At 54.2% G+C, this 15,931-nt stretch carries 15 protein-coding genes, 1 tRNA gene and 2 pseudogenes; 11 read left to right on the top strand and 7 right to left on the bottom strand.

From position 1 onward, the window contains the following. Nucleotides 1–216 precede the first annotated feature (216 nt). Nucleotides 217–1,104 carry a Dyp-type peroxidase gene (locus AC07O1_RS29490; protein WP_495091086.1) on the bottom strand — a complete coding sequence of 296 codons (888 nt, stop codon included), beginning with the start codon at nucleotides 1,102–1,104 and terminating at the stop codon, nucleotides 217–219. 245 nt (nucleotides 1,105–1,349) lie between these two features. Between AC07O1_RS29490 and AC07O1_RS29485 the strand changes: the two genes are divergently transcribed. Then, a complete protein-coding gene (locus AC07O1_RS29485; RefSeq protein WP_495091085.1) occupies nucleotides 1,350–2,975 on the top strand; it encodes an NADP-dependent glyceraldehyde-3-phosphate dehydrogenase in 1,626 nt (541 codons plus the stop codon). A 45-nt stretch (nucleotides 2,976–3,020) separates the two neighbouring features. Continuing rightward, nucleotides 3,021–4,100 carry an FUSC family protein gene (locus AC07O1_RS29480; RefSeq protein ID WP_495091084.1) on the top strand — a complete coding sequence of 360 codons (1,080 nt, stop codon included), beginning with the start codon at nucleotides 3,021–3,023 and terminating at the stop codon, nucleotides 4,098–4,100. A gap of 7 nt (nucleotides 4,101–4,107) precedes the next feature. Here the strand turns inward: AC07O1_RS29480 and AC07O1_RS29475 are convergent, their stop codons facing one another. Then, on the bottom strand, nucleotides 4,108–5,001 hold the full coding sequence (locus AC07O1_RS29475; RefSeq protein WP_495091083.1) for a DMT family transporter: 894 nt from the start codon (nucleotides 4,999–5,001) through the stop codon (nucleotides 4,108–4,110). Nucleotides 5,002–5,133: 132 nt separating this feature from the next. Between AC07O1_RS29475 and AC07O1_RS29470 the strand changes: the two genes are divergently transcribed. Beyond that, nucleotides 5,134–5,571, top strand: a complete 438-nt coding sequence (locus AC07O1_RS29470; RefSeq protein ID WP_495011482.1) for an Lrp/AsnC family transcriptional regulator — start codon at nucleotides 5,134–5,136, stop codon at nucleotides 5,569–5,571. Between the two features lie 58 nt (nucleotides 5,572–5,629). Next, nucleotides 5,630–5,959: a YceK/YidQ family lipoprotein gene (locus AC07O1_RS29465; RefSeq protein ID WP_494993309.1), complete on the top strand. Its 330-nt coding sequence runs from the start codon at nucleotides 5,630–5,632 to the stop codon at nucleotides 5,957–5,959. A 64-nt stretch (nucleotides 5,960–6,023) separates the two neighbouring features. On the opposite strand, the gene AC07O1_RS29460 is transcribed toward AC07O1_RS29465, so the two are convergent. After that, nucleotides 6,024–6,695, bottom strand: coding sequence for a Bax inhibitor-1/YccA family protein (locus AC07O1_RS29460; protein WP_494993310.1), 672 nt, complete (start codon nucleotides 6,693–6,695; stop codon nucleotides 6,024–6,026). Nucleotides 6,696–6,819: 124 nt separating this feature from the next. On the opposite strand from AC07O1_RS29460, the gene AC07O1_RS29455 reads away from it, so the two are divergent. The 3 genes from AC07O1_RS29455 to AC07O1_RS29445 all read left to right on the top strand — a co-directional run bounded on the left by AC07O1_RS29455 (nucleotide 6,820) and on the right by AC07O1_RS29445 (nucleotide 8,210). Next, nucleotides 6,820–6,907: transfer RNA gene (locus tag AC07O1_RS29455), tRNA-Ser, on the top strand. A gap of 249 nt (nucleotides 6,908–7,156) precedes the next feature. After that, on the top strand, nucleotides 7,157–7,501 hold the full coding sequence (locus tag AC07O1_RS29450; protein ID WP_495091082.1) for a hypothetical protein: 345 nt from the start codon (nucleotides 7,157–7,159) through the stop codon (nucleotides 7,499–7,501). A 28-nt stretch (nucleotides 7,502–7,529) separates the two neighbouring features. Continuing rightward, nucleotides 7,530–8,210, top strand: coding sequence for an SOS response-associated peptidase (locus AC07O1_RS29445; protein ID WP_495091081.1), 681 nt, complete (start codon nucleotides 7,530–7,532; stop codon nucleotides 8,208–8,210). Between the two features lie 53 nt (nucleotides 8,211–8,263). On the opposite strand, the gene AC07O1_RS29440 is transcribed toward AC07O1_RS29445, so the two are convergent. The 4 genes and pseudogenes from AC07O1_RS29440 to AC07O1_RS29425 all read right to left on the bottom strand — a co-directional run. Next, nucleotides 8,264–9,055 carry a hypothetical protein gene (locus AC07O1_RS29440; RefSeq protein ID WP_495091080.1) on the bottom strand — a complete coding sequence of 264 codons (792 nt, stop codon included), beginning with the start codon at nucleotides 9,053–9,055 and terminating at the stop codon, nucleotides 8,264–8,266. Between the two features lie 228 nt (nucleotides 9,056–9,283). Beyond that, nucleotides 9,284–9,463, bottom strand: coding sequence for a hypothetical protein (locus AC07O1_RS29435; protein ID WP_495091079.1), 180 nt, complete (start codon nucleotides 9,461–9,463; stop codon nucleotides 9,284–9,286). Nucleotides 9,464–9,647: 184 nt separating this feature from the next. Then, on the bottom strand, nucleotides 9,648–10,835 hold the full coding sequence (locus AC07O1_RS29430) for an acyltransferase family protein (protein WP_495091078.1): 1,188 nt from the start codon (nucleotides 10,833–10,835) through the stop codon (nucleotides 9,648–9,650). Between the two features lie 50 nt (nucleotides 10,836–10,885). Next, nucleotides 10,886–11,305: pseudogene (locus tag AC07O1_RS29425) on the bottom strand (DUF2514 family protein); the annotation flags it as partial. A 142-nt stretch (nucleotides 11,306–11,447) separates the two neighbouring features. Here AC07O1_RS29425 and AC07O1_RS29420 point away from each other — a divergent pair. From AC07O1_RS29420 to AC07O1_RS29405, 4 genes and pseudogenes are all read left to right on the top strand, one after another. Beyond that, nucleotides 11,448–11,690, top strand: coding sequence for a DUF4224 domain-containing protein (locus AC07O1_RS29420; RefSeq protein ID WP_495091077.1), 243 nt, complete (start codon nucleotides 11,448–11,450; stop codon nucleotides 11,688–11,690). A gap of 1 nt (nucleotide 11,691) precedes the next feature. Further along, a pseudogene (locus tag AC07O1_RS29415) lies at nucleotides 11,692–12,741 on the top strand (phage integrase). A gap of 707 nt (nucleotides 12,742–13,448) precedes the next feature. Continuing rightward, a complete protein-coding gene (locus AC07O1_RS29410) occupies nucleotides 13,449–13,799 on the top strand; it encodes a hypothetical protein (RefSeq protein WP_495091076.1) in 351 nt (116 codons plus the stop codon). Nucleotides 13,800–13,883: 84 nt separating this feature from the next. After that, nucleotides 13,884–15,931, top strand: a 2,048-nt coding sequence (locus AC07O1_RS29405) for a hypothetical protein (RefSeq protein ID WP_495091075.1), incomplete at its 3' end; no start/stop codon positions are given.

The raw sequence follows: 15,931 nt of genomic DNA, 5'->3' as shown, positions 1-15,931 counted from the left end.
CCTTATACATAAATGCAACCGGGTAGCAGTGTTTGAAAAGCGGGTAGCCAGTGTGGGCGAGTCCATACATAAGGGCGAAACCCTAAGTGGCCGTTACCGCAGGAATGGATATGTACACCAGCAAGAGCCAGGTCGGCTGTAAGGCCGCCATCGCGAGCAAGCTCGGCTCCTACCTCCTACCTCTTACATGCCCGCCAAATACGCCCACCGCATCACTCAGCCGATCCGCAGCGCCCGCAAATCGAGCCGGCCATCCTTGAGCGGCGGACACCAGTAATAGCCACCGGTAATCGGCCGGCTGATCCGATAGAGGCCATCGACGATGCCGTCTTCCAGACCGCTCATGCGCCGCAGTTGTACTTCGAAGGCGTCGAGGGAATACCCGAATGCCAGGAACATCAGGCCGGCTCGATCGCCTTCCACCCAAGGCATGGAGCGGCGCACGACGAAGGCTTCAGGGGCGAAGCTTTCCTGAGCGGTGCGTTTGACGTGGGCGGATTCTGGCGCGTCCTCGAGCTCTTCGTTGTCACTCTTGCGCCGACCGATGATGTGATCCTGCTCCCGGGAAGGCATCGCGGCGAAGCCTTCCAGATCGTGTTGCCATTGCTGAATCGCGGCAAAGCTGGCGCCGTGCAGGCCATCAGTGCCCTCGCCCACCAGCGCTGCCGCCACGGCGGCTTCATCGTGGGGGTTTTCGGTGCCGTCTTCGTAACCGGTCAGATCGTGCCCGGACTTGTAGCGGAAGGCTTCGGTCATCTGTACCAAACGCAACGCTGGAGCCAATGCAGCTTCAACGGCGCGGCTGCGATGCAGCAACTCGCCACGGTCTTCGCCGTGCAGCCAGCACCAGAGTGCGTGCTGGGTCGAAGGGTTATCAACGCCAACGCCCACCAACGCAGGGAACGCCCGCAACCCATCGATCCGACCGCCCAGCGCCTGTACCAGTGACTCACCGAAACCGACCACCGCCGTTTTCCCGTCCACCAGCAGCCTCAACTGGTCGATCGCAGTCGGCAATGCCTCGACGGATTCGAGCGCGAAAAACAAATGGCGTGCCTGAGACGGTACTGGGGTGGCAAGGATGCCCGGCTGGTAGTAACTCATGAGAACTCCTTTAGAAAGCACAAAGTTTAACCGCCGCGCAGTGGCATGCGCTTGCGGTTTCAATGAGAAACAATTGAGCAAGTCGAACAAATCTGCACGGATAGGGCATGACAACCCTTGTCGCGATCAGGTAAAACGATTCAGCTATGCTGATCCTGGCGCGCGGCCTGAAGAACTTGACCCTTTGGCCGCGCTCCGTGATAACACACCTTATCTGCATCACCCAATCCATACGGGGTAGCGCCATGACCACAGATAACATTCTCGACAACCTGTTCCCCAGCGCCGCGGACATCCCGGAAAAGTACCGCATCAACGGCCAGATCGAACAACGCGAATACCTCGTCGATGGCGTATTAAAGATTTGGTCCGGCCCACTCGCGCTGGTGCGCAGTCCGGTCTATCTGGCCAGTGAAAACGCGGATGAACAAGTCATCCTCGGCAGCACGCCTCTGCTGGACGCCGACACCGCATTGACTGCGCTGGATGCCGCCGTCCGCGCCTATGACAGAGGTCAGGGCAACTGGCCGACGATGCGCGTCGCCGAACGTATTCAGCATGTCGAAGCCTTTCTCGGCCGCATGCGCGAACAGCGTGAAGCAGTGGTCAAGCTGCTGATGTGGGAGATCGGCAAAAACCTCAAGGACTCGGAGAAAGAGTTCGATCGCACCTGCGACTACATCGTCGATACCATCAATGCCCTCAAGGAACTGGACCGCCGCTCAAGCCGTTTCGAGCTCGAACAGGACACCCTCGGCCAGATCCGCCGCGTACCGATGGGCGTGGCGTTATGCATGGGCCCCTATAACTACCCGCTGAACGAGACCTTCACCACGCTGATTCCTGCCTTGATCATGGGCAACACGGTAGTGTTCAAACCGGCCAAGCTGGGTGTGCTGTTGATTCGTCCACTGCTGGAGGCCTTTCGCGACAGCTTCCCGGCCGGTGTGATCAACGTGATCTATGGCAGCGGCCGGGAAACCGTCAGCGCGCTGATGGCCAGCGGCAAGGTCGATATCTTTGCTTTCATCGGCACCAACAAAGCCGCCAGTGACCTGAAAAAGCTGCATCCAAAACCACACCGCTTGCGCGCGGCGCTGGGGCTTGATGCCAAGAACCCCGGCATCGTGTTGCCCGAGGTCGACCTGGACAACGCCGTCAACGAAGCCGTTACCGGCTCACTGTCGTTCAACGGCCAACGTTGCACCGCACTGAAAATCCTCTTCGTCCACGAACAGGTGGTCGACAGCTTCATCGAGAAATTCAACCGCAAACTGCAGTCCCTCAAACCGGGCATGCCCTGGGAAAGCGGCGTAGCACTGACCCCACTTCCGGAGTCGGGCAAGGTCGACTACCTGCACTCGTTGGTGGAGGATGCCGTCAACAAGGGCGCGAAGGTGGTGAATGCCCACGGCGGTAAATCGCGCGGGTCATTCTTCTATCCTGCGGTGCTCTACCCGGTCACCGCCCAGATGCGTGTGTATCAGGAGGAACAATTCGGCCCGGTGGTGCCCATCGTTCCCTACCGTGATCTGGAAACCGTGATCGATTACGTGCTGGAATCAGACTTCGGCCAACAGCTGAGTATTTTCGGTAAAAACTCCACCGAAGTCGGACGCCTGGTCGATACCTTCGCCAATCAGGTCGGACGGATCAACATCAACGCCCAGTGCCAACGCGGCCCGGACACCTATCCGTTCAATGGCCGGAAAAACTCGGCCGAAGGCACCCTGTCGGTTCACGACGCGCTCAGGGTGTTTTCGATCCGCACCCTGGTCGCGAGCAAATTCCAGGAGAGCAACAAAGAGCTTATCAGCGACATTATCCGTAATCGTGAGTCGAGCTTTCTGACCACCGATTACATATTCTGATGACAGAGCCCAGTAACTGACACTCGAGGAAAACAGCCAGGCCCGATGAATGACTTGCGATCGTCTCGACTGCCACCGTTGCTGCGCCGTTTCTTGCGTCCGCTGCTGGACCCTTATCGGCGCTATCGGCATGCCAAACTGATCCACGCCGTGCGGGTGTCACTGGGGCTGCTGGCCACCATCCTGCTCACCACCGGGATCAAGCTGCCCCATGGCGAATGGGCCTCGGTGACCATGTTGGTGGTCATCGGCGGGCTGCAACATCACGGTAATATCGGCAAGAAAGCCGCCGAACGGGCTATCGGCACCTTGATCGGCGCCGGCGTTGGCTTGTTGCTGGTGGCTCAGCAGGCCTGGCTGGGGATGCCATGGCTGACCTACCTGGGCATGTCGGTGGTCTGCGGATTCTTTTCGTACCATGCGATCGGCAAGGGTGGGTATACGGCGTTGTTGTCGGCGATCACCGTGTTCATCGTCGCCGGTCATGGCGACAACCCGGTGACCGACGGTCTCTGGCGGGCAGTCGACATCCTCATCGGTATCGCCCTGGCTCTCGCCTTTTCCTTCGCACTGCCGCTGTACGCGGTCTATTCCTGGCGCTACAACCTGGCGAGCGCGCTGCGCGATTGTGCGACGATCTACGGGCGCATCGTCAGTGGCCAATCGGTCACCGACGACGAACATCTCAAACTGATGAACCGCCTGAACGGCGCGATGGTGCAACTGCGTTCGTTGATGCCGTCGGTGTCCAAGGAAGTGCGGATCTCCATGACCGAACTGGACGCTCTTCAGCGCAACCTGCGGATGTGTGTCAGCACCCTCGAAATCCTCGCCAATACGCGGCCCGACCCCAGCGACGAACAGGCCATGGCCTTGATGCAATCAGCCCTGAAAACCGAGCACCGACAGATCCGCGTGCAATTGATCGGCATGGCCCGCGCCCTCAAATCCGGTGCCTCGCAACGGCTAGACCGTTCTATTGCGGGTTCGCCGGACGATTCCACATTGAGCGCTCCGGTCTACACCGCGCTGGACGGCTATCGCCTCTTGACCCGGCAATTGGCCGCCAATCTCGACAATATGCGTCAACGCCTGGCGAAGACCGCCGTGCATTGGAAGATCTGAAAACCAGTCACTGCGCCGCCGCCCGCCGAAAGCCAAGGCCCCAGCCCTGCTGCATGCCTGCCGCAGCGAGCAGAATTGCAATCACGCCCAGCCATTGCATCAGCTCAAGACGATGACCGAAGGCGAACCAATCGACGAAAATCGCCGCAATCGGGTAGATAAACGACAGCGCACCGGTCAATGCTGTCGGCAACTTTTGAATCGCGCCGTACAGCAATACATACATCACGCCGGTGTGCACCACACCCAATGTCAGCAGACTGGCCCAGGCGCCAGACTCCTGCGGCAACGCGGCGATATTCGCCCACGGCGCCAACAACAGAACACCGGTGCAGACCTGAATCAGGGCGATCAAATGCGGTGGAGTACCGGTCAGACGCTTGATAATCAGTGCAGCGAAGGCATAGAGCAGCGCGGCGCCCAGTGCCAGGCCGATTCCGAGCAGGTAGTCGCCACCTGCTGAGCCCTGCTCACCATGAGCGCTGACGATCGCCAACATCCCGAGAAACGACACACCAAGCCAGAACAATTTCTGTGCGGTGATCTTTTCTCCGAGAAACAACGCCGCCAGCCCCACCAACATAAAGGGTTGAACATTGTAGACCGCGGTACCGATGGCAATCGACGCCCGGGAATAAGAGGCAAACAACAGCACCCAGTTACCGACAATCGCCACACCGCTGAGCACCGCCAGGATGAATGTGGTGCGAGTCAAAATACCGGGCCGCAGAAAGCCCAGCACCGCGCAGATCACCAGCAAGGTCGCAGCGCCAAACACACAGCGCCAGAACACCACATCCAGCACCGGCTGCCCGGAAACCAGCACGAACCATCCAATGGTTCCCGAAATCAGCATGGCAGCGGTCATTTCAAACGACCCACGACGTATCGACTTGTCCATCATCAGCCTCCTCGGTAAGAGCCTGAATTATGACAATCCACAGTGAGACAGCTCCAGAGCCAATAGCAGGCTAAAATCCATTTCTACCTTTCTTATCAAGGCAGATTGAACCCTTTGCCTAACGAGGTTTGTATGACTGATGACATTGACCAGGTGTTGATCGCCGCGCTGATGGCTGACTCGCGACGTTCACTTAAAGCATTGGCGCAAATCAGCGGCCTGTCGTCACCGAGCGTCGCCGAACGGCTGCGGCGTCTCGAAGAGCGCGGCGTACTCAAGGGCTACACAGTCGAAATAGACCCGAAATGTTTCGGCTACCAGCTCCAGGCCATCGTCCGCATCCGCCCGCTTCCGGGCCAGCTGCAGGAAGTCGAACGGCAGATCCTGGCGATCCCCGAATTCACCGAGTGCGACAAGGTCACTGGCGATGACTGCTTCATCGCTCGTCTGCATGTGCGCTCGATGGAGCAACTGGACACCCTGCTCGACCGGCTCAACACACACGCCGAAACCAACACCGCGATCGTCAAGAAAACTCCGGTCAAGCGCCGCTTGCCACCGATGGCCTGAGTGCGGTTTTGCTCCGAACAACGTAGATTGCTCATTTTTCCGGCGAAGGATTGGCGGCATGAAAACTCAGGCAGTGTTATTGGCGGCGCTAATGCTCGCCGGGTGCGGCACCATCAACACGGTTGTGCGCCCTGATGAGGTGGCTGCGCAGAATCTCAAGCAGCAGAAGAGTTACTGCGGCGCGATCCCGCGAATCTACAGCGGAGTCACCTATGATTTCTGCTCACTGCATGCGCCGCTGGGTGAGGGAATCGATGAGCAGCAATACGATAACGCCACGCCCATTGTGCTGATTGACCTGGTCATATCCGGAGCGCTCGATACCTTGCTGTTGCCTTACACCATCTACCGTCAGCAGGCCGACGGCAGCATTGTCATTTCCAAATAGGGTCAACCCTATCCGCACCCAACAAAAAGCCCGCCAAAGCGGGCTTTGTGCTCAAGGCTTGCGATCAATCATCGCGGCTCATGATGCCGAACAGCTGTAACAAGCTGATGAACAGGTTGTAGATCGATACATACAGGCTGATCGTCGCCATGATGTAGTTACGCTCGCCGCCATGGATGATGGCGCTGGTCTGGAACAGGATGCAGACCGAGGAGAACAACACAAAGCCCGCGCTGATCGCCAGTTGCAGACCGCTGATCTTGAAGAACATACCCGCCAGCGTCGCACCCAGCAGGACAAAGAAACCGGCAGTGATGAAGCCGCCGAGAAAGCTCATGTCCTTGCGGGTGATCAGTACGTAGGCGGAGAGACCACCAAACACCAATGCCGTCATCGCAAAGGCCGAGCTGACCACTTCAGCGCCGCCTTGCATGCCCAGGTAGCGATTGAGAATCGGGCCCAGCAGGAAACCCATGAATCCGGTCAGGGCGAAAGCCGAAACCAGTCCCCAGGCCGAATCACGGAGTTTGTTGGTGAGAAAGAAAAGGCCGTAGAAGCCGATCAGCACGACAAAGACGTTCGGGTAGCCGACGCGCATCTGCTGCGCCACGAACGCCATCACGCCGCTAAACGCGAGGGTGAGTGCGAGTAAGCCGTAAGTGTTGCGCAGGACGCGGCTAACCTCTAGCTGCTCAGCCTGCACGCTGTTATTAACTGCGTATTCCTGTTCGCGCATGGCGACACTCCTGTAGGTTTGAAACGTTCAGTCGCAAAGATCATAACAGACGCTCTGTAACAAGCTACGCAGAGAGTTTGACAGTGTGTTTCATTCAGGTATTATGGCGCCCGCAACGCAATACGGAGGTGTGGCCGAGTGGTTTAAGGCAACGGTCTTGAAAACCGTCGACTGTAACAGGTCCATGAGTTCGAATCCCATCGCCTCCGCCATATTTGTACGTGAGAGCCCTGATTATTCAGGGCTTTTTCGTTTCTGGGGTTTGGGCCTGAAGGCCCTACGGGCAATGTGTTCCATAACTATTCTGGAAGTGTTCCAGAACTAACGCTGTTTTTACCCCTTCTTCGGCGTCCTGCCGACCGTACATCCCCCCAAATCCTACAGCTCGTCGTCCCACCCTCGCCCGACCATCACGCCTCGACTACTGTATATCCGAACAGCACACCGTAAAGGCGCCTACCGTGGATCCCCTCGACATCGAAGACACCTCCGACTGGCTCGGTTCGCCCACCGAACTGGAAACCTGTACCCACTACACGCACATGCTGGAAAACGAAATCCAGGAACTGACTCTGCAACTGCGTAAAGCAAGAGAGGACATCTTCGGCCTGGTACAGATGCACGCAGAAGCCTCAGAGCAGCGTGACGACGCGATGAAAAATCTCCGGGAAAGGTCCGGACAGTTGGCTACGGTTCGAAAGCAACTGTACGACCTCGACATCTCAGCGAGAGCCAACAAGCGCGAGGCTGACCAGCTTCGCGGCATGCTGGACGGCCTCATAGATCACCCGAAAACGATCGTCTAAGCTCAGGATTCAGCTTGAGGGTTCAGCCATGTGCGGACGACTTTCGCAGTACAGGGGTATCCACGACTTCGTGGCAGCGCTGAGCATGCCCAACGCCCTGGCCAACTCCATAGGCGATCAACCTCTCGAACGCTACAACGTCGCGCCGTCCACGCAGGTCGCCCTGCTCCACCTTGAAGGCGACACCCTGCACGCTGACCGGGTGCGCTGGGGATGGCAACCGCATTGGGCGAAAGATCGCGCGGCGCCGATCAATGCCAGGGTCGAGAAGGTCGCACACGGTCCATTCTTTCGGGCGATCTGGCCACACCGCGCCATCACCCCCATCGACAATTGGTTTGAGTGGATTGTGGAGGACGGAATAAAGAAACAGCCCTATCTCATCCGGCACCGGGACAGATCACCCATCCTGTGTGCGGCCATCGGCCAGTTCCCTGATACCGATGAAGGCCCAAGGGAGCATGATGGATTTGTGATCATCACCGCCGACAGCGTCGGTGGCATGATCGACATTCACGACCGGCGGCCGGTGGTTCTGGAACCAGAGTTGGCCAGGGAATGGCTGGACCCAGCCACGCCCAAGGAGCGTGCCGAGCAGATGGTGCTGCACCAGGGTGAACCGATCGAGGCCTTCGAGTGGTTCAGGGTCAGCCCTGGTGTGGGCAATGTGCGGAACCAAGGGCCGGAACTGATAACGCCAATCAGCTGACGGCTATGACAGTGAAAGGAATCAAGCAAAGCATCGAGGGCTGCCTCTACTCGTTAGAGAGAGTCTTGAATAGCCGCAAACAATGGTGCTCTGGCCCTTACGTCAAGTCTAGACAGACTTCCATACATATAGTCATTCAGGAATTTATCATCAAAAAAATATACTTTACAGAAGCCCATTGAAATCTTATCTATAGATATCAGCACCTTTTTAATATTATTATTAGAGAGAATCTCTTTAAATACAAAATACTTATTAAACCCTTCCATAACCTGCTGTTCTTCGGCTTCCTTTTTCGCCTCATTCAGTGCAACCAAATACTCAATCGCCGAAACTGAACTACCTTGTATTATCGGCTCCAACTCCAAACCCTGCATTACGTGCACGAAGTGATTGAAGTACATATCCTGCCAATGCATCCTTACGATGCCTTTCTGTATAGTTTCATCTAAAGCTTTAAAAATCTCATCAAAATCCGACCCCAAATTCCCAAGCTTAACAAAGCAATATTGCATGTTTTTAAGGTTTGTATCATCGCCAACTTTAAATTCCGCTACGACAGCGACCATTTTACTTACGATCGCCTTACACTCAGACACCAGTACATTTTGTCGCTCTTGATTTTTATTCCGGTGATACTGATGAAAGCCAAGATAGAACGCGCCAGCCGTTGCAAACTGAGCAATTACGTTTGCAACATCAACAAACTTCATAGCCCAAAAGCCGTCAGGATATCCAATATAAACGTATATCAATTCAAAAAACAAGATCAGCAACAACAACCCAGCACTTATAACTTTAAGCCGCTCGCTCTTATTTCTTGTATTTTTCTTTTCGTAGAGCACTACATCCCCCTGGAAAATTCAGACAGAACGGCAAGTCAGCATTAAGCCACAACGAACTATTCAATACCATTTTGAAAAGCACGAACGTAAGCCTGACATGCAGCCAGAGCAATCAATCCTTGGTCGCCGGCGTCGGTCATTCCGATAATTCGTTGAGCATGCACCGAGTCAAGTCGGGCGCGCGTGGTTCCAATGCCCATCGCTGGCGCTGGTGGTGTACCGGCAAACTCAATGAAGCGTCTGCACCGCTCCACCCAACACCCGAAGCTGATACTCCTGCACCGCAACCATGAGCGATTCAGCCTCAATGCGCAGCAGTCCAACTTCCTTGCTTGGCATAACACCTTTCGCTTCGTTGTACCGACGCAGTGCTTGCAGAGCCTGCTGCTGTATGAAACGCGGTTTCATGCGTCGTTATGCCTAGCAAAATCAATCACTTAGACATACAAAGCACGCACCAAAACGCATCGGCCAGTATCAGAATTGGTATCAGTCGCAGCCCCCCCTCACTCGGCGTCCTGCCGACCGAACACAATCCCATATACAACAAAGCCCGCACATGGCGGGCTCAGTGTTGAATTACCGATCAGGCCTAAGCCGGCTGATGGCCATCCTGAAAGGATTTCGCTTTTATTCCGCCAGCCTTGTGCATGAAGCGCCTTTCGACCATCACATAAGAAACCGTTGAGACGATAGAGATCAGGCCCAGCGTTCCGCCAGCGAGCACTGCGAATTGGTTGACTGATAGCAAGCTGACGTCCGTCCAATAAAAGTGGACGGCTCCGAATACCAAAAATAGCAGCATGGCATGCAGCAAGTAAAAACTGTAACTGACGGTGCCCATGGCTACGAACATCTTGGCCGAGAGAACGCCAGGACGAGAAATCGTGAGCGCGATGAACAGAACGGATACGGTGAGCCATTGCTCAAGTCCGTAATTCGGCTTCAAACCTAGGCGATAGAACATAAAAACAGTTGCAGCTACAGCCACAAGCGCGGCGGCCGATCGAACCAGCCGACTGAAAGGCTTTGAGGCGATCAGCGAGCACAGCGCGCCCGGCATAAAGTAAACCCAGGCACTGAGGCCGTTAAGCGCCAGATCGATGAATGCAAACAAAATGATGGCCGCGAAGGTCACGGACCTGCTTTTCGTCACAGCTATGAAAATGATAGGCAGCACGAAGTAGAAGCGCCATTCGATGGCGAGCGTCCAGACCACGCCCAGCAATCGACCGAAATGGAATTCGTCGACGGTCGGCAAATGCAGTAGGCCAAAACTGAATACAGCTGGTAGAGCGGCAATGATCTCACCAGACTCTTGAGTGATTGGCCAAGAAAACCACGCGGCGATAATGACAGCCAGTGTGGCGGCCACGAAAAATGCAGGCACAATTCGGCGCACTCGCTTCGCGTAGAAGTCCGTCCAGTCAACTGGCTTTCCTGAAAGTATTTTACCGGCGAACAGCAGCCCGGTGATGCAAAAGAATATCTGCACACCAATGGCGCCGAATAGCTTTAATAGCTCGCTATCAGGAATATCCAGATAAAAAACCTGCGGCACAATTGCCAGATTAATCAGAACAAGCGGCGCATGGTTTAGAGATACCAATGCAGCGGCAACACCTCGCAATCCGTCCATCCACCTTGACTTCGGATGGTCTTCTGGCACAAGCGAAGGCATCAGTCGCGACAAGAAGAACATCGGAGCTAAAGTGCAAGCAAAAAGGAAAGCGAGCAGCACCAGAATCTCTGGCGTGTGCATTATATAGAGGGGAGTCATGCGGCGTCCTTGCGCAAAATTCGCGCAAGTCTATCAGATATGTCAACCAATTAGAGGCCGTCATATGCCTGCTCACATGTTACTCCGCGGGCTCTGGCTTGGTCAGCAGCTGCAGCCAGGTCGCCCGCTCTTTGGTCAGCGCGCGTGAGCACGTCGGCAAGCACCATTGCGGCGCGGGTAGCTGCTTGGCTTGCGGCGGCAGTGCAGGAATGGCCGCTGGCTTCGCTGGTTGCGAGGCGACGGACAAGGTTGTCGGCTGCGAGCTGCAGGCTGCCAGTAGAAGCGCGAGCGGCATCAGCATCAGCAGTCGCTTGGTAGAGACGTTGTTGTCCATTCTGGATTGCCTTGTTGATTGAGAGTTGGCGTGCTTGTTCTTTGTCGCGTTCGGCGGCTTCGTTGACCAGCTTTGCCGCTGCGTCCCGGGTGTCGCGGTCATTCCAGCGGGTCTGCCATTCGGTATCTTTGACCGATATACGCACCCATTAAGCGCGAGATTCGTGCCCAATGCATCCGATGACCAGCGGCTCAGGACTGTCGAGCCCGCCTCACATCAAAAATGCAGCGAACACCACCAGATCGAAGGTATCGAGCAACGGGTCAGGGAGATCAATCATGGAAGCTGAAATCCTTTCGGACGAAGAGCTGGCGCACATCACCGGCTACAAGGCCAGGGCCTACCAACGTCGCTGGCTGGATGACCGCCAGTGGCTCTATGTCGAAAGTCGCGGCAAGCGCCCATTGGTAGGAAGGATGTACGCCCGGATGAAGCTCGGCGTGATCACGCCAACCAATATTACCCCCACCCCATTGCCAGTCGCGCCCGCATGGACGCCCGACTTCTCGCGAGTGAACTGATATGCGCCCCCGCAAAACCGCAACCCGCCATTTGCCGCCTCGGATGTATCAATGGACGCGGCCACGAAAGAGCGGGAAAACCTGGATCGCCTATTACTACCTGGGCTCCACAGGAAAGGCGATCCCTTTGGGCAAGGACCTCGACAAAGCCAGGCTCAAGTGGGCGGAGCTCGAAGCCAAGGAAATACCACTGGACTTACGGACTATGAAGGGGATTTTTGACCGTTATATTCGCGACATTGTCCCGAAGAAGGCGCCCCGTACGCAAAGAGACAACCTTTCATAGATCAAACAACTGCGACCACTCTTAGACAATGCCCCCATCGACTCAATCACGCCGGCCACGATCGCTGGCTATCGGGACGCTCGAACTGCAAAGGTCCGGGCCAACCGTGAAATAGCCACGCTCTCACACGTATTCAATATGGCGCGTGAGTGGGGTCTGACCGACAAAGAAAACCCCTGTCAGGGGGTACGAAAAAATAAGGAGACACCTCGGGACTATTACGCGAACGATGTGGTTTGGGATGCTGTTTACAAGAAAGCAGCTCAAGAGCTGAAAGATGCGATGGACCTCGCCTACCTGACAGGGCAGCGGCCGGCCGACGTCCTGGTCATGCGCAAGGATGATATCGAAGGGGGGTATTTGATGGTGCAACAGAACAAAACGCACAAGAAGCTGCGTATCCAGATGACTGCCAGCGGCTCGGCAAACAGCCTGGGTATGCTGATCGCAAAAATCGCAGACCGAAACGCTCAGCACGTTTCGAGCTACCTGATTGTGAGTGCGCGTGGGAAGCGTATGACTGCCAAGATGCTTCGTGACCGCTGGGATAAGGCCCGGGAAAAGGCCAAGAAAGAAGCGATCGATACTGGCGACACGCTGCTTGCTGGAAGAATCAGCAGCTTTCAGTTTCGGGACATCAGGCCAAAAGCCGCGTCGGAAATTACTGACATCGGAGAGGCGAGCCTGCTTTTGGGGCATACCAAGGGTGACATAACTGAACGCGTTTACCGTCGCATCGGCGCCATTGCGAAGCCGTCAAAATAGCGGAAAACGCGTGACAAAACGCTGAGTTCATCAAGATGACGCTGGCGGTGCTCATGACGCCGGAGTGACGCCAGCTTCAGCTCGTCGCCGCAATGACTGCTTTTGCCATAAGCAGACGCTCACAGAGGGTTGACTGACTTCCTCAGGGCGTGAAGCGGCCGGTCGTGGTGTCGGGAAAATCAGGGCCTATTCAGACTTAGAGTCGCGCACCAGAATTAAAGCCCATAGCCTCGATGCCTCCTTCGAAATTCCGGTCGAAGGAAAGAAATTACCCTACGTCGCCGCTTATGGCCGAATCAAACAGCGGGCATTGGCGATTCGGGACAAGGTGTATTCCGCCTACTTGGTGCAGACCCCTTTCTACTCCTAGGTTTTTGATTTTACATACGAAAAAGTTGACGCCACTCAGGGGGAAACCCCTTTTTTGAATAGGTGTGCGACTACGTTAATCCTGACATTGATAATTACGGTAAACACCCGAACGGCGCTCAGGTGATATTTTTATGATGTCGACTCAAAAAATAAATTTATTTATTTATTTATTGAACTACGCTCACCCCCACTGGCTGCGGAGGATCCTGGAAATTTGTTGAATCTAGCGCCCAGTGACGGCGAACAATTGAGTTGAATCGGTAATTGTCTGACTCAGTTAAGGCAATCGGACTTGACTCTTTTAAGGGCAGCATTCACCTCAAAGGAAGAGAAAAATGACGATTCAAGCGCTTGAGCGGAATGGTTTTTTTTCAACACCAGCATCGAACGCCAGCTGGGTGCGGTCTCGCAACATCGCAATTGATGATCTAAACAAACTGCAAATTATAGGTGCTGTCTACGGCCTCCAGCGTGTAACGGGCAAGGTCATTTCGCTAGTCAATCGTTCTACCACACCGCAATATCTCAAGGTCACCAGCACCAGCAACAACAACGTGTTCGAAGACACTTGGACGCCACCCTGTAAAAACAACGAAGCTCCTACAAGACGCGCCTATTCACCCAGGCCGCCCGCGTTGAAATGTGTTTCCTCCAAACGGTCATGCCGAGACCTCACCTCTAAGTAGAGCAACTGGAGAGGCGCATTTTTCCTTGCACAGGTTTCAAGATATCCCACCCCATAGAAAATGAATTTCTAACCGAGGTTTAAAATGACCAAATCGCACGTTGTTGACTTAACCATTACAAATAAAACCGACTTCTCGCTTGAGTATAGCGAAGACTGGTTTGACTCTGGTCGTCTCGCCGACGGCTGTTCATGGCCGACCAACATCGCTCCCCATATGACGGCGCAGATTAGGTGCTATGAGAAAGACTTTGCTTTAGCAGGATGCTCGGGATGGGTCAAATACGCGCTGCAAGGACAAGATATTTATTTTTGCTTCTCAAATCCCACCGTTGGTACCAATGGCATCAACATCGGTAACCACACATCGGCGTGGAACGACATGACCGGTCACTACGACAACGGCATTAGCGTCGCGCTGAATTTTTCACGAAACAACGTTTGGCTGGTTGGGGATATTAGAAGCACCGGTGGCGACGACAATAAAGCAAACTGGGATCTAAAAATTGTGGATACCAGCATCGTCACTCCATCAAATATTGAGATGAACGATGTAATTACCGTATTTAACAAAATTTCTCCAAACGGAAGCCGCCAGTATTACCAATGTGGAGCTGCCCCTACTGGTCTCACCGGTCTGGCACTATCTCATTTCAAGGGCGTATCTTCTTTTTCAGATAAATTAATTTTTTCACACTCCAACCTAAATCTTATGTCCGAAAATGGTAAATACATCATTGCGGATAAAATAGATTTTGGGAGTCAAGGATATACAGAGCAAACATTCGATACAAATCATAAAAATTGGCTTCACCCGTGTGGCTCTCAGGCCTGCGGAAGCTTTATGGCATTGGGTATTCAGGAATCAGCCGACAATCCCAGCAATACATCTGAAATCCAGATTTACGATATAAGAATGGCCCAAGTCAACAAGGAAGTTACTCTCTTAGGAAGTATCGAAAGACCAGATGACGGCGTCAACGGGGTTGCAATCACAAAGGAAACTGGTGACGCAGGAAGATATATCGTCGCTTGCGTAAATGGCAGCAAACTTAGTGTATATAGCTCCTCGGGCCCCATGTTGGGGCAGGGCGCCGCCTTCCCGTTATTTTCGAAGATTATCCAAATAAATAATTTTGAAGAGTCAGGGGCCGGACTTGCCTTGGTGACGCAGAAAGACGGGACAATCTTTCTCTTCACTCTTAACGCAGACGACAACGGCGATAACAGTAAAATGTGCCTCTACAAAATAGACGTTGGAGCCCTGACGGTAAGCAAAATCGCTCAAAAAGATATGCCGATACCTGGGATGAGTGAGTCGGTGACACTGTTGCAAGAATATACTGCCGCTATCATTATCTGGCAGCCCGAGATAGGCATTATCCTAGAAACCCTTTTATCGACTATTGGAACGAAGTTTTTGAATAGCTCTTTCCGGTGGGGTCGTGGACTTTCGATTACGTCGCCGGATAAAGTTGAAGTTTACGCAACTGATCGCAACGTTTTGCCGCTGTCCAGTATCCCTCTTGTTGGGTCGAGTAAGGACTTTTCACTTGTCACATGGACGAACTCTTTTGAGACAGGTTCGGGGGTTTGGCAGCTTCTCAGCAATCGCGACTTGGCGTTCATCAAAACCACTAACACGCCTAACAATGCCGTCGAGGTTCACATCGCTTCTGCCGCATCCAATTATCAAACTCGCACTTTAGAGTTGCCGACCACGTTCGGTTGCGAAAACGATGGAACTTGGCAACTACTCAGCAATAACGATCTCGCCTTTATAAAGACCGCCAACACACCCGATGGCCACGTCGAGGTTCACATTGCTTCGGCGGCATCCAATTATCAAACTCGTACTTTAGAAGTGTCGACCACGTTCGGTTGTGAAAACGATGGAATCTGGCAATTGCTCAGCAATAACGATCTCGCCTTTATAAAGACCGCCAATACATCCAATGGCCATGTCGAGGTTCACATTGCTTCGGCGACATCCAATTATCAAACTCGTACTTTAGAAGTGTCGACCACGTTCGGTTGCGAAAACGATGGAGCTTGGCAATTGCTCAGCAATAACGATCTCGCCTTTATAAAGACCGCCAATACATCCAATGGCCATGTCGAGGTTCACATTGC

The sequence above is a fragment of the Pseudomonas sp. GW821-FHT07G10 genome (assembly GCF_059418545.1).
The sequence above is the reverse complement of the archived record's forward strand: the minus strand, read 5'-3'. Positions and strand labels throughout refer to the sequence as shown.